The organism is Kiloniellales bacterium (assembly GCA_030066685.1).
In the GTDB taxonomy this organism is placed as follows: Bacteria; Pseudomonadota; Alphaproteobacteria; order Kiloniellales; family JAKSBE01; genus JAKSBE01.
In genome coordinates this window covers 352,905-369,545 of sequence record JASJBF010000001.1, presented here as the reverse complement: position 1 = coordinate 369,545, position 16,641 = coordinate 352,905, and the positions used below count along the sequence as shown (strand labels likewise).

The window sequence follows — 16,641 nt, the reverse complement described above, 5'->3', positions numbered from 1 at the left end:
TAGATGGGGAAGAGAGGCCATGCGACGGCTTTTCGCAGTTCTACTCGTTCCGATGTTCCTCGGCGCTTGCGGCACGTCGTCGTCCGACACCTACGATGCGGAGGACGTCGGTAAGGTTCTCTCGACCGCCGAGGGGACCGTCCTCTCGTCGCGCGAGGTCGAGATCGAGGGCAGCACCGGCCCGGTCGGGGCACTCGCGGGCGGTGCGGCCGGCGGTGCGACCGGCTATGGCCTGACCGGAGGCAGCGGTCCGATCACCGTGCTCGGCGCCCTGGTCGGCGCGGGCGCCGGCTACCTGGCCGAGAGCACCTTCAACGACCGGGATGGCTATGAGTACGTCGTCCGCATGGATGACGGACGGGTCGTCACCCTGGTGCAGAACCGCGGGGATCAGGAGGAGCCGATCAAGGATGGTGCGCCGGTCCTGGTGCAGTACGGGGATACCTACACCCGGATCATCCCTTTGCCGCAGAACCTCGGATCTACGGCGCCCGGGGCTTCGGGAACCTGGATCAACCCGGACACGCTGCCGCCCGGCCAGAAGCCGCCGGGCAGTTTGGTCGACTCCGACACGCCTGCGGACACCACGCCACGGGCCTCCGGGGGCAGCGGCCAGCAACCGGGAACCGGCGACGGGTCGGATACCTACTGAAGGATCTTGCCTCGACCTTTCGGGTTCGGCGGCGAGTCCGCTTTCCTGACGGGGTAACCGAAAGGGGCTTTGGCTGAGGCGGGTCGGCCAATACCCGTTCAGGTCAGTGCCGATGGTGTGAAGGCCGGCGCCGAGGAGGCAGTCGGCCTTTGTCATGGCTTCCACATGGCCAGCCAAGGCGTTCTTACCAAGGCGCAACTGAGGCCGAGTGGCGCTATTCCTTCAAGACGGCCAGCAGCACTTTCTCGATCATGCTGCCTCGCTGGTCGCTGAACTCCCCGCGGCCCACCTCGGCCAGCTTCTTGAAGTAGTTCCTATCGTTGGTGCCGAAGGACCGGTAGGAGCGGGTTTCCACGAAGTGCGCGCTGACGTTGCGGTTGGGGCCGCCTTCGGCGAAGCGCTTCACCAGCAGCAGGGTGGACCTCTCCTTTTCCTTATGCGGGCCGGCGTCGCCGACCAGAATGATGGTCTGCTGTGCGTCTTGCCGCAGCGACATTGAAACGGCGCGGTTGAGACCGGCATGGACGGCCTCGCGCGGGGTCGGACCGCCTCGGGCCGCGTGCTTCAGGCGGCCGACGAAATCGTAGATCTCCTTCGGCTGGCGCTCGGTGGAGGTCGGCTGCAGGCTGCGCGTGACCCAGGTACCAAAATCGTGATCCCGGTAGGCGACGACGCCGATCCGCAGGGACGGCACCAGGCGCTCGAGGATCCGGATCAGGCCGTGGATCGAAAGGCGCAGGTCCTTCAAGGTCTCCACCATGCTGGAGGTGGTGTCGATGACGATGATCAGGTCCAGCTTCTCGATGGTCTTGGGAACCAGGGTGGCGTTCTTTTTCTCCGCCTTCTTTTCCGTCTTGCCGCCCTGCGCGTCGAGCTGGTCCGCCTCCTGGCGCAGCGAGGCGGCGGCGGCCCGGGCCTCGGCCGCGGCGTTGCGCATTTGCTCGGCCTCGGACTTCATCTGCGCGGCGGCTCGGGCCTCGGCAACCGCGGCCTGCAAGATATCCTCGGCCTCCGCGCTTTGGGTCTCGGTCGCGGCCTTCAGGTCGAGGATCTCGGCGTGGGCGTCGAACTCCTTGCGGTAGTAGGGCAGCAGAATCACCACGATCAGCACGAAGGTGCCGGTCGCCATGGCCAGCAGGTCGAGCGCCGACATGTTGAAGATCGAGGTCTCGCGCGACGGCCGCTGCACGGCGCGCCCTCCGGTCTAGGCGAAGGCCGGTTCGGCGACCCGGCTCAAGGTCAAGACCGTGGCGCCGAGCGTGAGCTGGGCGCCCTCGTAGAGCTTGACCGGCTCGAAGGGGCGCAACCTGGCGCCGTCGAGCAGGGTGCCGTTCAGGGAATTGGTGTCCTCCGCGAAGAGCCCCTCGCTGCCCCGGCCGATCCGCAGATGCCGGCGCGAAACCGTGGGATCCTCGACCACCAGGTCGCAGAGCGCGCCGTGGCGGCCGAGGGTCAGGCCCAGGGTCGCGCGGCCGAGTTGGGTGTCGCCGATCAAGAGGCGAACCTTCTTGTCCTCCCCGTCGCTGCCCTCGAGGCACCAGCCGGTCTCGAGGTCCGAATTCAGACGATTGTGATAGTCGCTCATATCCTCCGCCCTTGGAACAACATCACGACGACGAGGGCTCTTGGGTCAGGATCGACAAAAGGACGCTCTCGATGATGCGGCCCCGGTGGTTGACGTAGTCGCCGCCGCCGGACTTGGCCAGCTGCTGAAAGAACCTCCGGCTGCTCCGCCGCCTTTCGTTGCCTGTGAAGATCGCCGAGATCCGGCGCTGAACCACGCCGGCAGGCGCGTAGGCGTGGAAGTTCCGGGCCATGTCGAAGGTCCGGCTCTGGGCGCCGGCGTGCGCCGGGGCATCGCCGACCACGATGATCCAGCCGAGGGCGGTCGACCGCCAGGGCATGTTCTTGGCCACGCCGAGCGCCTTGTCGACGGCCTCCGGCACGTCGCCGCCGCCGGACGCCCTCAGGCGCTCGACGAAGGCCTGGATCCGCCTGAGATTGTTGCCGGTCATGGGAGCGAGCTGGAAGGTGCGCGTCAGGTAGGCGTCGCTCCGATCCCGATAGGCGACGAAGCCGACGTTGAGACTGGGCGCCAGGCGGTGCAGCACCCGGATGATCCCGAGGAGGCTCGCCTGAACATCCGCGATCTCCCGCTTCATGCTGCTGGTGGTGTCCACCACGAAGACGATGTCCAGGTCGCCGATATTGAGCCGCCCTTTCTCTGTGTCGTCGGCGGCCTTCTTCTCCGGCTCCTTCTTGACCCGGCGGGCGGCAACCAGTCTCACCTGCTCGGCCTCGGCCAGGGAAGCTTCGGCGCGCTGCAGCTCGTCACGCGCCTTGCTGCGCCGGGCCTCGGCCTCGGCCATGGCGTCCTGGGCGTCCTCCGCGACCTGGCGCGCTTCGGAGAGCGAGACCCCCGACGCGGCCTGATTGGCGCGCGCGCCCTGCAACTCCTGCTCCGTCGAGGGCTGGCGGAGGTAGTAGGGGAACAGGACGACCGACATCAGGATGAAGACGCCGAGGGCCGAGGCGAAGAGGTCCAGCGCCGAAATGCTGATGACCTCGAGGTTCCGCCTCTGGCGCGAGTGCATCGCCGATCACTCCTCGTAGAGGCGGTTGATCAGATTGTCGAGACAGTACTGGCCGGCCAGGTTCAGGGCGCGCTCCTCGTGCGCCTGCACGACATGCTGGACCAGGACCAGGATCGCCGACATGAAGAGCGCGAGCAGGGTGGTGTTGAAGGCCACGCCGAGGCGCTTGGTCAGCTCGGCGAGCAGGGTCGGGTCCTGGAGGTCGACCGAGCCGGCGTAGGCCAGGGCGAGGGAGATGCCGACGACGGTGCCGATGAAGCCGAGGGTCGGGATCACCCAGACCACGTAGCGGACCATGTTGTAGCGCAGGTCGATCTCGTGCAGGCAGAGCTCCAGGCTGGAGTTCAGGAGGGAGTTCGCCTGGTCGATCGAGCGGCTGGTCTGGAACTGCAGAACCACCCGCTGGATCAGGCGCGGCAAGAAGCGGCCCTCGGCGACACCGCCGGGCCCGGAGACGAGACGCGCGTGGTTGTAGATCTGGCGCAGTTCGGGCGTCTGGAGGATGGTGCGCTCGTCCTCCGGCAGATAGCCCTCCTGCACCTGGCCGCGTTCCGCGATGGCGTCGCGAACCCGGACCACCAGCTCCCCCAGGCCCAGGAAGAACACGATCCACATCACGTTCTGCACGGTGAAGGGATAGCTTTCCCGGTCGCGGTCGATCAGGATCTCGGCCGCGGTGTCGGGCAGCACGTTGTGGAACAGGAGAATGGTCAGCAGGCCGGCGATCAGAGCGCCGAAAAGGATCAGCAGGTGCGCGAAGATGTTGCGGCTGTAGTGGTGCCGCGGTCGCTCCCGTTGCTCGAGATCCTGATGGGGTAGAACGCTCTCAGCCATGCCTACAGCCTCTTGGGAATGATCTCGCCGGTCACGGGATCACGCTCGACCCGGCCGCGCAGGCTCTCGATGCGACGGTCGGCGCCGCCCGCCGCGCCGCCGCCGTGGGCATCGCCGCCGCGCCCGGCACCGCCGCCACCGGGGCCGGTCTCGGCGGAGTCGCGGAGGTCGACGTCGCGCAGCAGATCCTTCAGGGTGCAGTGATGGTCGCCAAGTCTGAGGTGATCCTCCATCGATACGAAGCTCTGGCGCAGCTTCTCCCAATGGTCGCGCCCCTGATCGGCCGATACCCGTCGCCAGCACCCCGTTTCCGTGGCGCAGTCGGTCACGAAGTAGCGGCCGTCGTCGGTGATCACGACCTCGACATGACGCCGAGCCACCGAGGCGTCGGCCAGGACCACGTCGGCGTAGGGACTGCGCCCAACAACGACCGTCTTCACCCCGCCCTCCCGAACAAGATGGCCGGAACGCCGCCGCGATCCGGGTCGCGTCGCTCCAGCCGGCGTCTGCCGCACGTCCAGATTGCCTCCGCCGAATACCCGGCCCGCCTCATTTGCCCTCCGTCGCGATCTTGCCTTTCTTTGTCTGACCGCTCGCGTTTCCGGTCACCTCATTCTCGCTCAGGTCCGGCGCGGCATCGACGCTGATGGCCAGACCGTACCTCTTGTTGGACTTGACCCGGTTGCCCTCGAGCCGGCCACCGGCCCGCTCCAGGAGCAGGATCCCGTGGTCGCCGTTGTCCTGCACTTCGTTCTTGCGAAGAAGCGGGGTTGCGCCCTCACCGACGATGATCCCGGAGCCGCCGTTGCGGGTCACGACGTTGCTGTCGAGCTCCCCGCGCGCGCCCTCGTAGATGAAGACCCCGGCCTCGCCGTTTGATTCGATCCGGTTCTTGGCGAAGACCGGTCGCGAGCCGCCGCGGATCACCACGCCGGTGCCGGCGTTCTGGATGATCTGGTTGCCTTCGAAGCGACCGGCCGCGCCCGCTTCCAGGATCATGCCCGCGCGCTTGGTCCCCTTGATCTCGTTGCCGATGACCTCGGGCGCTGCGCCCCGGCGCACCAGGAGGCCGACCGCGGCCTCGCCGGCGATGCTGCTGTCGGACATGCGGGCCCGGGCGCCGTTGGAGACGACCACCGCGGGCACGCCGCCCGAGACCTTGATCTCGAGGTCCTTGAGCGTCGCGGCGCCCCCGCTGTGCAGGATGACGGCGGGCGTGCCCTCGGCTTCGATCACGCTGTTGGCCAGGGTCAGATTGCTGCCGACCAGAAGCACGCAGCCTTCGCCGCCGCCGCCGGGCGCTTTGCGGAGCGTCAGGCCGTACAGCTTGCCAGTCTCCGCGGTTGCGGTCAGGCAGCTGCCGCTGCTCGGCGCGATCACGGTGTCCGCGGGGTCCGCCGAGACCGCCTCGATCGTCACCGGACGCGACAGGACCAGGCTTTCCTCGTAGGTGCCGGGTTGAATCCGGATCGTCGAGCCGTCCCTGGCCTGGGCGAGCGCCGCTTCGATGGTCGCGGTGTCGCCCCGGCCGGCCGGGTCGACCGTCCATTCCGTCTTGTTCTGAAGGACCGTCCACTGCCAATAGGCCCAGCCGCCACCGGTCAGGCCGACGATGAACAAGATCCCGAAGATCAGACCGACCGGCGTCCGGCTGGCCCGAGGCCGCGCGGTGCCTGGGCCGGCGACCTGAGCCCGGGGCCCCTCGACGTAGAAGGTGTCGCTCACGCCCGGCTCGCGCTTGATGCGCTGGGTCGGAGGGACGTCGTCCAGATCGGCGTCCTTGGCCGCCTCTTCGGCTTCGCCAGACTCTGCGGCCGGCGTCAGGTCCTGCTTGCCCGGCTCACCGGCGGCGACGGCCAGGGCCTTGGTCCAATCCTGTGCGCTCTGCGGCCGCTTGCCTGGCGTCAGGGCGAGACCCCAGTCGATGGCGGCCAGGAAGGCCGGCGACGCGTGGCCGGCGCCCAGCTTTCGGGCCGGCAGCATCTTCGCGCCGTTCAGCCGGTCCCGGGCGTCCGGCGGGATCTTGCCGGTCACCGCCCGATAGGCCACGGCCGCCAAGCCGTAGATGTCGGTCCAGGGGCCTTCGTGACCAGCTTTCTGGTATTGCTCCGGTGCCGCGAAGCCCGGTGTCAGGCAGCTCACGGGATCCGTCTTGCCCGAGGAGCCGACGAGTTCGCCTGCAGCGCCGAAGTCGAGCAGGACTGGGCTGCCGTCCGGCCGCAGATGAATGTTCGACGGCTTGATGTCCCGATGCAAAATCCCCTTGGCGTGCAAATGAGAAAGTGCATCCAGCAGGGGCACCAGGATTCGATGCAGCCGGTCCTCGTTGAAGGCCTCGGGCACGGCGACCAGGGCCGCCGCGAGACTGTGCCCCTCTTCGGGCTCGAGCACGATGTAGGGGCGCTCGCGGCTGTCGCGGAAATCGCGGCAGCGGGCGATGTTGGGATGGTCCAGGCGCCCGAGGATCGCCGCCTCGCGACGAAAGGCGGCCAGCGCCGAGGCGCCGGGATCGTCATCGGCGGCCAGGGGCTGCAGGCTGCCGGGGTCCGGCTGGAAGAGCTTGATTGCCGCCTTCGCGCCCTGGGTCGCTTCCCGCGCCAGGTAGGTCACGCCATAGATGCCGCGGCCGAGAATGCCCAGGATCTGAAAGCCGTCGACGTCGGCCCCGGGCGCGAGGTCCCTGGGGTCCCCGCCGGCGAAGGGCGACAGGGCGCCGGCATCGGCCTCGTAGCTAGTAGGCATTGTCGTCGGCGGCCTCCCATTCCGGCGGCCGGCTCGGCACTCGCGCCGAGATCTTCGGCGGCGGGGGCGGGGCCTTGGCAACGGCCTTGGCCGGCGCGGCGGGCTTCTTCTTCTTAGCAGAAGGGGGCTTGGGCTTCTTGCCATCAGGCGCGCCCCCGGCACCGGCCGGCGCCTTGGCGGTCGGATCGCTTCCGCCCGGGGTGGCTGCCGCCGTCTTGCTTCCCTTATCGCCGCGCTTGACGGTACGCTTCGGCTTGGAATCCTCGGTCAGCTTCCAGCCGCCGGTCGCCTCGCGGCAGCCAGTCCCTCGCACCGACACCGGCTCGCCGGCAGTGGAATCGATGGTCCGCAGGTAGTCCCGGCAGGGCGTCTTGGGATCGAGGAAATAGGTGCGCATCAGCTGTATCTTGCCGCTGTTCCCGGTCTCGGGATTGGTCCAGACGACCTCGGCGCCGGTCCGCTCGAACTCCAGGATCTTCCTGAGGCGCTTCTCCAGATAGGCCCGGTCCGCGGCCGCCGCGTCCTCCTGGGCCTGAAGGCTCGCCGGGACGAGCAGGGCCAAGCTGAGCGCGACCACGGCCAAGATCCTGTCCGGGGACTGTTTGTTCGTGCCTGGATGAAACGCCGATCGAACCGTCTTAGCCAAGAGACAACCCCTTTTTGTCGTGCACGGCAAACGGCGGGCAAGAAGCCCGCTTTACCGGCAAATATACCATCTAAATCCTAGCGGCGGCAGTCGCATCCTTGTGACCAAGACCTCGGCTTCGGACGGCGGTCGCACGGCAACGGCGCTCCATTGGCGGCGAAAGTCTCCAGCGTAATTTATTGAAATATATAAGAAATAGGGCGCGCTCCGACGTTGGGCCGCTTGTGTCCTCTATGCGACCCGCATATTACCGGCGTTGCGTAGGAACATCGGTTCCGGTTGCCAGGCCGTCAAGAGGGCCCCGGCAGGGCTTCTGCCGGCCTGGACCGTCCCCGACCCAGGACCGAGAGCAGCACGTTCTCGACAAGCGTTTGCGGGTCGGACGTGAAGCAACCGCCGCCGTGTTTGGCGAGATGATGGAAGAACTTCCGACTACCCCGCCGACGCGCGGAGCCGGTATAGACTGCGGAGACCTTGCGCCGAGCGGCGCTCGAGGGCACGTCGCCGCGGAAGTTCTCGGCCATGATGAGGGTCCGGCCCCGAGCGCCGGCGTGCGCCGGGGCGTCCCCGATCACGACGATCTGGCCAAGGGCCGTCGGCCGCCAGGGCATGTCCTTGGCCACGCCCATCGCCTTGTCGATGGCCTCGGGACGATCGCCGCCGCCGCCGGCCTTGAGGCCCTCGACGAAGATCTCGAGCCGCCTCAGGCTGTCCTCCGTCATCGGGGTCAGCTGGAAGGCGCTGGTCACGTAGGAATCGTTCCGGTCGCGGAAGGCCACGAAGCCGATGTTGAGGCTGGAGACCATCCGCAGCAGAACCCTGACGGAGGACATGACGCCGGCCTTGAGGTCGCCGAGTTCGGACCGCATGCTGGAGGTGGTGTCCAGCAGGAACACGAGGTCGAGTTCCTCGGCTTCGACCGACGGGCCCCCGACAGGATAGTCGGTGCAGTTTGGCTCGGGCAGAAGCCCGGTGGCGGGCAGGGCGATAACGGCTTGGGCCTGTGGGTCCGCCGTAGCGTTCAGCTCTGCCGCAAGCTCCGCCGAAGCCAGGTCGTCCGGCCCTATCTCTTCGGTGGCATCCTGGAGGATTGAATCGTCGAGGCGCCGGGCATCGGCCACCAGGTCCTGCAAGGCCAGCTTTTCCGAGGGCGGCGCGGGTTCGGCAGGCAAGGCCTTGTCGGCAAATTCAAAGCCGTCGATGTCGTCGGGCACCAGCTCGTCATCGTAGACCCGGTCGAACTCGGGCCCCGCCTGGACCCAGCCTCTTTCGACTGCGGACAACAACGTCGGCTCGCCGTCGGCGCCGAGCCGCCAGTCGCCATCCTCGCTGCGGCATCCCGTGCCGCGCAAAATCTGCGGCGCGCTGCCGCCACGGTCCAAGGTCAGGATGAAATCGCGACAAGGCGTCTTCGGGTCCAGGAAATAGGTGCGCTCCACCATGACGAGGCCGTCGTTGCCGGTGCCCGGGTTGCGCCAGGAGATTTCGCGGCCCGTCGGCTCGAACTCCAGGATCTTGCTCAGGCGATTCTGCAAGAATTCGAGGTCTTGCGCTTCTTCGGCCCCGCAGGGAGACGCGAGCGCGACGGCCAAGGCCGGCCCCAGTAAAGCCCGCAGAAAGCAACCCCGCATCGACTCGTCGCCTCCGGATCTCCGGTTGCAGCAACCCTGTTATGGCACAACCCCCGCAGGGGCACCACAACCGGCGCCACCCGCGCCGTCGGCCGTCTGTGAGGCACCGGGGAAAGCCGCTGCAGACTTGATTCGCGCGCCTGCGAGGGCCTACTGCACCAGGCGCAGGGTCGAGAGATCGCCGGCGATTTCCTCGAAGGCCGAGATCAGCTCGGCGCCGTCGGGCGAGCGAAAGGCCCGGGCCCTTCCGGACGCACAGCTCTCAAAGATCGCGTTGGTGGTCTCGTCCTCGACCTGGAAGGTGATGGTGTAGACGATGATGCCCTCGGTCTTCATCCCCTGGCAGGCCTCGACGAACATCGCCTCGGTTTCCTGCTTGCTCTCCAGATCGAGGGCACAGTCCTTGGGCGTGTTCTCGCCATCGGTCATGATGATGACCGCCTTGGAGAGGCCCTGCTCGCCGTACTCGAAGGGCTGCTCGAACTCCACGCCCTGCCAAAAGCCACGCCACTTGGGCGAGAGCGCGCGCCAGCCCCAGGCCGCCCCGAGGTCGTAGCGGGTGCAGCCCTTCGCCTTCATGTCCCTGATCGCGCCCTCGACCTCGGCCCGCTTTCGTGTGAGGGGTTGAACGGCCGATTTCGGGCAGATCTTGTCGGCATAGGCCTTGGGGTTCCTGTCGGCCGAGAGGGTCCCGGAGTAGTGCTCGAAGGGCATGTCGACGGGATTGCTGTCACCCACCGCGTGGGTGCCGGGACGCACGTCGAAGCAGACGTAGTCCTTGTTGGGCGACTTGCCCGGGTGGACCTTGTCCTGGCCCTTGACGTTGGCGCGGGCGGTGAAGGGCACCAGGGACACGTAGACGTTGTCGGCCGTCCCACCGTCGCCGTAGAGGGCTTCGACCAGAATATCCGCGGCTGCCTTCAACTCTCTGAGTTTGCGACCATTCATGGAACCGGAGTTGTCGAGCACCATGGCGATCTCCAGGCCTCGCACCGTGCGGTTGACCGCTGCGCTGGCCGAGACGGTGAAGCCCCGGATGTTGACCGTCCGCAGCAACGTCGTCGGCACCTCGACCGAGGCGGTGACCTCGATCTTCTCGCCCCGCAACCGGATGTCGAGCTCGGTCTCGGCGACCGCGACGCCCAGATAGCCGTCGGGGAAGTTCGCCCTGAAATACTTGATAATCTGGGACTCGTAGCGGGCGCCGTCCCGGGCGGCCAGCGCCCGGCCGCCGGCGAGCGCTGCGGCATCGACGGCCTGGCCGAGCTTGGCCTTGATGAGGTAGCCGCGGCCGGCATCGAAAGCGAGGCCCGAGGCGGCCGCCAAGGTCAGCATCGACCACGCGATCAGAGCGAGGCCGGAGCCCCCCTCGTCGCGAAGGAAGCTTGCTGGACGGTCCCGCAGTCGTTGAGTCGCCGCGATCTTCATGTATCCATCCGGAACGACTTGTGAAAGTAAATATAACCCAAATCTCCGGATAAATAAATATGCAATACTCTAGTGTATTCAATTTTTATTTAGTTTACTGAACATTTACAACCAAAACGCGATGTTTCGACCGAGAGGTCGCCTGCCTTGCCGCCGGACGGCGTCTCCGGCGGAGCGCCCGGGCTCCGCATAGGAAAAGGGCCGCGGCAGGATCTGCCGCGGCCCCGAGTCGAGGGGTCGGTGACCAAGCCGCTACTGGCTCAGCCTCAGGGTCGAGAGGTCGTTGGCGATCGCCGTGAAGGCGGCCTCCAGCTGGTCGCCCGAGGGCGACTTGAAGTAGCGCTCCGCGCCCGAGGCGCATTCGCGGAACAGGGTGTTGGTGTCGGGATCGTCGAGCTTGAAGGTGATCGTGTAGATCACGATGCCGTTGGCCTTCATATCGGCGCAGATCCGGGCGAAGGCCTGCTCGGTCTCCTCCTGGGTCTGGACGTCCTGGAGACAGTCCGGCGTGTTGGCGCCATCGGTCATGATGATGATCGCCTTCTCCATGTCGGCCTCTTCATAGTCCAGGGGCAGGCTGGCGCTGGAGCCGGACCAGACAGCCCGCCATTCGGGCGAGATGTTGCGCCAGCCCCACACCGAACCGATGTCGTAGCGGGTGCAGCCCTTCGCCTGCATGGCGTCGATCGCGGACTTGACCGACGTCTTGGGCTGGATCAGCGGCGTAACCTGGGCTTTCGGACAGACCTTGCTCTTGTACTTGCCGGGATCGTTCTCGTGGGTGTATTCGCCGTTCGAGAAGTGCCCGAAGGGACTTGTCGCCGGGGGCGTGTCGTCCTCGGCGAAGGTCCCGCTGCGCATGTCGAGGCAAACGTAGTCCGGGTTCGGCGGGGACGTCGGATGGATCTCCACCTGGTCCTTCACGTTGGTCCGGCCCGAGAAAGGAACCAGCGAGACATAGAGGTCTTCGACCGTCTCGTTGTCGCCGTAGAGAATGTCGACCAGGAGCTTCGAGGAGTCCTTGAGGTCGCCCATCTTGCTGCCGGACATGGAGCCTGAGTTGTCGAGCACCAGCGCGACTTCCATACCCTTGACCGCCCGGTGGACGACGGCCCGGGCGTCGATCTTCATGCTCTTGGAGCCCAGAACCCGCATCAGGGTGGTCGGCACCGTGGCCGTGGCGAAGACCTCGATCTCGTCGCCTTCGGTGCTGAGCGTGATCGTGGGCTCCTGAACGTCGGCGCCCATGTATCCGTCGGGCAGGTTGGCCTTGAAATACTTCTTGATGATCGCCTTGTAGTCACCGCCGCCGCCGATGCTGAGCGAGCGGCCGCCGGCCAAGGCGGCGGCGTCCACGGCCTGGCTCAGCCTGGCGTTGAGCATGTAACCGCGCCCGGCGTCGAAGGCCAGGCCGGCCGCGCCGACAAGGACGAAGACCGAAAACCCGAGAAGGACGATGGCCGTACCGTCTTCCGCCTTGGCGAAGCGGCCCACCGCCGGGCGAAACCGGGATTGAAAGAACGAGCGCATGTCTTCAGGGCCTCCCGCCCCAGAATAAGGAAATAAAAGGCCCAATAAATTTGGTGAAAAGGCCCTCTGCAGAGAAACACTTCACTCCTTATCTCTTAACATGCAGTAAATAATCTAGGTATTTGTGGTAGTAATATATAGAATTACATGCGCAGTTTGCACGCCTTGGATGTCTGTCAGGCCGATCAGGACGAAAGCGCTGATCCGAATGAGGATCGCCTTCTCCAGGTCGGCCTCTTGATAGTCCAGGGGCAGGCTGGCGCCGGAGCCGGACCAGACACCCCGCCATTCGGGCGAAATGTCCCGCCAGCCCCAGACCGCACCGATGTCGTGGGGGGTGCGGCCCTTGGCCGTCATGGCATTGATCGCCGGCTCGAACCAAGCGTTGGGCCGGACCAAGGGCGCCGCCGGGGGCCGGGGCAAGGAAAAGGGGCGCGGCCCCTTGGCCGCGCCCCGATGGCTCTTGCGTGTCGTCTCTGCCGTTCGACTCGGTCGAACGGCCGGCCGTGACCTCTCCTACTGGCTCAGCCGCAGGGTCGAGAGATCGTTGGCGATCGTCGTGAAGGCGGTCTCCAGCGCGTCGCTGGAGGGCGACTTGAAGTAGCGCTCCTGACCGGAGGCACAGGTGCGGAAAAGGTCGTTGGTGTCGGGATCGTCGAGCTTGAAGGTGATGGTGTAGATCACGATACCGTTGGCCTTCATGTCCGCGCAGATCCGGGAGAAGGCCTGCTCGGTCTGCTCCTCCGTCTGGACATCCTTCAGGCAGTCCGGCGTGTTGGCGCCATCGGTCATGATGATGATCGCCTTCTCCATGTCGGCCTCTTCGTAGGCCAATGGCAGGCTGCCCGGGGAGCCGCCCCAGAGCCCCTGCCAGCGGGGCGAGATGTTCCGCCAGCCCCAGACCGTGCCGATGTCGTAGCGGGTGCAGCCTTTGGCCTTCATGCCGTTGATCGCCGTCTTGACCGTGGACTTGCTCTGGACCAGAGGCAGGATCGCCGCCTTGGGACAGACCCTGTCCTTGTGCTTCGTGGAATTCTCTTCCCAGGTGTAGGGCCCGTTGGAGAAGTGGTCGAAGGGATTGGTGACCGGCGGCGCGTCGTTCTCGGCGAAGTTCCCGCCGCGCATGTCGAGGCAGATGTAGGTCGAGCTCGGCGGCGGCGGTTCGACCGGATGGACCTGGGTGTGGCCTTTGAGGTTGGTCCGGCCGGTGAAGGGCACGATGGAGACGTAGAGGTCCTCGACGACGTCGTTGTCGCCGTAGAGGATGTCGACCAGGAGCTTGGAGGAATCCTTGAGGTCGGTCATCTTGCCGCCGGACATCGAGCCTGAGTTGTCGAGCACCAGGGCGACTTCCAGCCCCTTGACCGCCCGGTGGACCACGGCCCGGGCGTCGATCTTCATGCTCTTGGAGCCCAGGACCCGCATCAGGGTGGTCGGCACCGTGGCCGTGGCGACGACCTCGATCTCGTCGCCATCGCCCTTCAGCTCGATGATGGGATCCGGGATTTCGGCGCCCATGTAGCCGTCGGGCAGGTTGGCCTTGAAGTACTTCTTGATAACTGCCTTGTAATCGCCGCCGCTGCCGATGCTGAGCGAGCGGCCGCCGGCCAGGGCGGCGGCGTCCACGGCCTGGCTCAGCCTGGCGTTGAGCATGTAGCCGCGCCCGGCATCGAAGGCCAGGCCGGCCGCGCCGACCAGGACGAAGACCGCGAAGCCGAGGAGTACGATGGCCGTGCCCTCCTCGTTCTGCTTGTAGCGATGCAGGGCCGAGCGCGCTCTTGCGAACATCGGGAACCGCATTGGAGTACCTCCCTCCGCAACCGAAAAACGAACAAATAAAGACAAATAGTTGCAAGTCTTATTTGCAGAACTACCATCAAACATGAAATTCTTAAGAAGAAACTAATTGTTAAGCTTCTATAAAAATGCAGAATAATCTGTACACGTAATTGAATTGAATCAAGAAAAACAGCCAGATAGCCTCGGGAAAGATCGAAATGAATCAGGGCTTTCTGTAGAGCGGCCTCCGGGCTCGCCGGGCGGCGGCCTTTCTCTGAGTGCTCTGGACGTTTGAAGGGCGGGCTTGCCGGCGTAGGGTTTCGGCGCCTCGCGGAGGACTCCGGGCAGCGCCGCAGCGGGCGCCGTCCCGTCCCGGGAGCGGCGGGCGAAGGCCTTCGGGGCCTGGAACGCCGTGGTGCGAAACCGCGGATTGCGCGAAGCAGGCACCTGTGGCAGAAGGTTCACCGCTTCCTGCCGCGGTGTCGACGCGAAGGTTGAACGATTGATCTCGCTCCAGATTGAAGCTTGCCGGAGGTCCTGGGGACGCCGTCTAGCCGGCCTCCGGCTCTGGGTCCTGGTGGCCGCGTTGAGCACGGCCTTCTCACCGCTGGCCGCGGCCCAGGGGACCTTCGACGACTTCCTGCGCGAGCTGAGAGCCGAGGCCCGCAGGCAAGGCGTTTCAGAGGCGACACTCGACAAGGCGCTGACCGGCTTGCGGCCGAACCCCAAGATCGTCGAGCTCGACCGGCGCCAGCCGGAGTTCACCCAGACGTTCTGGGGCTATTTCGACAAGCGCCTGACCAAGGAGCGGATCAAGCGCGGTCGGCAGCTGCTCGTCAAGCACCGCCGGCTCCTCGCGCGGGTCTACCGCGGGTACGGCGTGCCGCCGCACTACCTCGTGGCCTTCTGGGGGCTGGAAAGCAACTTCGGCGACTACAAGGGCCGCTTTGGGGTCGTCGAAGCCCTGGCGACCCTGGCGTACGACCCTCGGCGCAGCAAGTTCTTCCGGGTCCAGCTCATCGATGCCCTGCGGATCCTGGAGCAGGGGCATATCGCGCCGGACAAGATGCTGGGGTCCTGGGCCGGCGCCATGGGGCACATGCAGTTCATTCCCTCGACCTTCAAGAGCTACGCGGTCGACTTCGACGGCGACGGCCGCCGCGACATCTGGACCAACCTGCCGGACGCCTTCGGATCCGCGGCCAACTACTTGAGCCGCATCGGCTGGCGCAAGGAGGAGACCTGGGGCCGCGAGGTCCGGCTGCCGAAGGGCTTCGACCTCGAGCTGGCCGGGCTCGGGACCCGGCGGGCGGTTTCGGACTGGGCCCGGCTCGGGATACGGCGAAGCGACGGCAAGCGCCTGCCGGTTTCCCAGATCACCGGCTCGATCGTGCTGCCGGCGGGACATCGGGGGCCGGCCTTCCTGGTCTACGAGAACTTCCGCACCATCATGAAGTGGAACCGCTCGGTTCTCTACGCACTGGCGGTCGGGCATCTGGCCGACCGGCTGAAGGGCCGGAGCCGGCTCCTCAGCGAACCGGATTCCTCCGACCGGCCGCTGAGCCGGGCCGAGGTCGAGGAAATCCAGAGTCGCCTGAACACCCTGGGCTTCGACGTCGGGAAACCCGATGGCGTCGCCGGGCCGTTGACGCGGCGGGCGGTGCGCGCCTATCAGCGCGGCGCCGGATTGCCGCCCGACGGCTATCCCTCTGCCGATCTGCTGCAGCAGCTTCGACAGGCATCGATCGAGCCTGGCGGAGACAAGAAGGAGGGCGTCAATTGAGCCGGTTCTGGGAAAGCTCAGGGCGGTGCCACTCGAGCCACCGGCTCGCCGTGCTGGCCGCCGCTGCCGTCTGGCTGAGCGGTTGCAGCGAGACCCAGGTGGCGGTCCACAGCGTCGAGGAGAGCAAAAAGGCCAGGCCCGAGCGGCCGGCCCCCGCAGCCGGGCACTACAAGATCGGCAAGCCCTATCAGATCCAAGGCACCTGGTACTACCCACGGATTCAGTACGACTACGACGAGACGGGGATCGCCTCCTGGTACGGCCCCGGCTTCGACGGCAAGCCGACGGCCAACGGCGAGACCTACGATCAGGAAGCCCTGACGGCCGCGCATCGGACCCTGCCGATGCCGTCCATGGTTCGGGTGACCAATCTCGAGAACGGCCGCTCGCTCAGGCTCAAGGTCAACGATCGCGGGCCCTTCGCGCGCGGCCGAATCATCGACGTCTCTCGTCAGGCCGCCGAGCTCCTGGGATTTCAGGAGGCCGGGACCGCAAAGGTGAGGGTCGAACTGATCGAAGCGGAGAGCCGCCGCCTCGCCGCCGCGGCCCAATCGCGGCAGGACGACGACCCGGCGCCCCTGGCGGTGCCGACTGTGGCGGTGGCCGTGGTGCCCCTGGCGCCATCGGCCTCCGCGCCGCCGCCGACTCCGAACGACAGCGCTGCGATCGGCGGCGGGTCGCTGAGAGCCGCCGAGCCCTTGGCAGATCGCGGGCGCCTGGATTTCATCGCCGACAACGCGATGCCGCAGCCGGACGGAGTTGTGACGATCCGTTCAGAGCGGGCCGACCGGCTCTATGTGCAGGCCGGATCCTTCATGTATTTCCACAACGCCAATCGGCTTCGGGTCCGCCTGACCCCGCTGGGACGGCCCTCGATCGCGCCCACGATCGTCGACGGCCGGCATTTTTTCCGGGTTCGCTTCGGGCCGCTGGCCTCGATCGAGGACGCGGATCGCCTGTTCAGCTCGCTGCTGTCGAAAGGCTACAACGACGCCCGCATCGTGGTGGAATGAACGCTATCC

15 protein-coding genes are annotated in these 16,641 nt (G+C 66.4%); 3 read left to right on the top strand and 12 right to left on the bottom strand.

Annotation, left to right across the window (positions count from 1 at the left end; all coding sequences use genetic code 11):
- Positions 1–19 precede the first annotated feature (19 nt).
- A complete protein-coding gene (locus QNJ30_01725) occupies positions 20–652 on the top strand; it encodes a hypothetical protein (GenBank protein MDJ0942155.1) in 633 nt (210 codons plus the stop codon).
- A 214-nt stretch (positions 653–866) separates the two neighbouring features.
- Here the strand turns inward: QNJ30_01725 and QNJ30_01720 are convergent, their stop codons facing one another.
- The 12 genes from QNJ30_01720 to QNJ30_01665 all read right to left on the bottom strand — a co-directional run bounded on the left by QNJ30_01720 (position 867) and on the right by QNJ30_01665 (position 13,857).
- Complete coding sequence (locus QNJ30_01720) at positions 867–1,841, bottom strand: vWA domain-containing protein (protein ID MDJ0942154.1); 975 nt, start codon at positions 1,839–1,841, stop codon at positions 867–869.
- A gap of 15 nt (positions 1,842–1,856) precedes the next feature.
- Positions 1,857–2,237: an FHA domain-containing protein gene (locus QNJ30_01715; GenBank protein MDJ0942153.1), complete on the bottom strand. Its 381-nt coding sequence runs from the start codon at positions 2,235–2,237 to the stop codon at positions 1,857–1,859.
- A gap of 22 nt (positions 2,238–2,259) precedes the next feature.
- Positions 2,260–3,246, bottom strand: coding sequence for a VWA domain-containing protein (locus QNJ30_01710; GenBank protein ID MDJ0942152.1), 987 nt, complete (start codon positions 3,244–3,246; stop codon positions 2,260–2,262).
- A 6-nt stretch (positions 3,247–3,252) separates the two neighbouring features.
- Positions 3,253–4,080: a MotA/TolQ/ExbB proton channel family protein gene (locus tag QNJ30_01705; protein MDJ0942151.1), complete on the bottom strand. Its 828-nt coding sequence runs from the start codon at positions 4,078–4,080 to the stop codon at positions 3,253–3,255.
- Between the two features lie 2 nt (positions 4,081–4,082).
- On the bottom strand, positions 4,083–4,520 hold the full coding sequence (locus tag QNJ30_01700; GenBank protein MDJ0942150.1) for an FHA domain-containing protein: 438 nt from the start codon (positions 4,518–4,520) through the stop codon (positions 4,083–4,085).
- A gap of 109 nt (positions 4,521–4,629) precedes the next feature.
- The gene (locus QNJ30_01695; protein ID MDJ0942149.1) at positions 4,630–6,822 is read right to left on the bottom strand and encodes a right-handed parallel beta-helix repeat-containing protein; all 2,193 of its coding nucleotides are present in this window, start codon (positions 6,820–6,822) and stop codon (positions 4,630–4,632) included.
- The gene (locus QNJ30_01690; GenBank protein ID MDJ0942148.1) at positions 6,812–7,399 is read right to left on the bottom strand and encodes an RT0821/Lpp0805 family surface protein; all 588 of its coding nucleotides are present in this window, start codon (positions 7,397–7,399) and stop codon (positions 6,812–6,814) included. The genes QNJ30_01695 and QNJ30_01690 overlap by 11 nt, the downstream gene beginning before the upstream one ends.
- A gap of 359 nt (positions 7,400–7,758) precedes the next feature.
- Positions 7,759–9,099, bottom strand: a complete 1,341-nt coding sequence (locus QNJ30_01685) for an RT0821/Lpp0805 family surface protein (protein MDJ0942147.1) — start codon at positions 9,097–9,099, stop codon at positions 7,759–7,761.
- Between the two features lie 150 nt (positions 9,100–9,249).
- Positions 9,250–10,527 carry a pilus assembly protein TadG-related protein gene (locus QNJ30_01680; protein MDJ0942146.1) on the bottom strand — a complete coding sequence of 426 codons (1,278 nt, stop codon included), beginning with the start codon at positions 10,525–10,527 and terminating at the stop codon, positions 9,250–9,252.
- A gap of 252 nt (positions 10,528–10,779) precedes the next feature.
- The gene (locus QNJ30_01675; protein MDJ0942145.1) at positions 10,780–12,057 is read right to left on the bottom strand and encodes a pilus assembly protein TadG-related protein; all 1,278 of its coding nucleotides are present in this window, start codon (positions 12,055–12,057) and stop codon (positions 10,780–10,782) included.
- 114 nt (positions 12,058–12,171) lie between these two features.
- Positions 12,172–12,456 carry a hypothetical protein gene (locus tag QNJ30_01670; GenBank protein ID MDJ0942144.1) on the bottom strand — a complete coding sequence of 95 codons (285 nt, stop codon included), beginning with the start codon at positions 12,454–12,456 and terminating at the stop codon, positions 12,172–12,174.
- A gap of 117 nt (positions 12,457–12,573) precedes the next feature.
- Positions 12,574–13,857 carry a pilus assembly protein TadG-related protein gene (locus tag QNJ30_01665; GenBank protein ID MDJ0942143.1) on the bottom strand — a complete coding sequence of 428 codons (1,284 nt, stop codon included), beginning with the start codon at positions 13,855–13,857 and terminating at the stop codon, positions 12,574–12,576.
- A 556-nt stretch (positions 13,858–14,413) separates the two neighbouring features.
- Between QNJ30_01665 and QNJ30_01660 the strand changes: the two genes are divergently transcribed.
- Positions 14,414–15,619 (top strand): lytic murein transglycosylase, encoded by a 1,206-nt coding sequence (locus QNJ30_01660; GenBank protein MDJ0942142.1) that lies wholly within the window; start codon positions 14,414–14,416, stop codon positions 15,617–15,619.
- Complete coding sequence (locus QNJ30_01655; GenBank protein ID MDJ0942141.1) at positions 15,616–16,632, top strand: septal ring lytic transglycosylase RlpA family protein; 1,017 nt, start codon at positions 15,616–15,618, stop codon at positions 16,630–16,632. The genes QNJ30_01660 and QNJ30_01655 overlap by 4 nt, the downstream gene beginning before the upstream one ends.
- Positions 16,633–16,641: the final 9 nt, after the last annotated feature.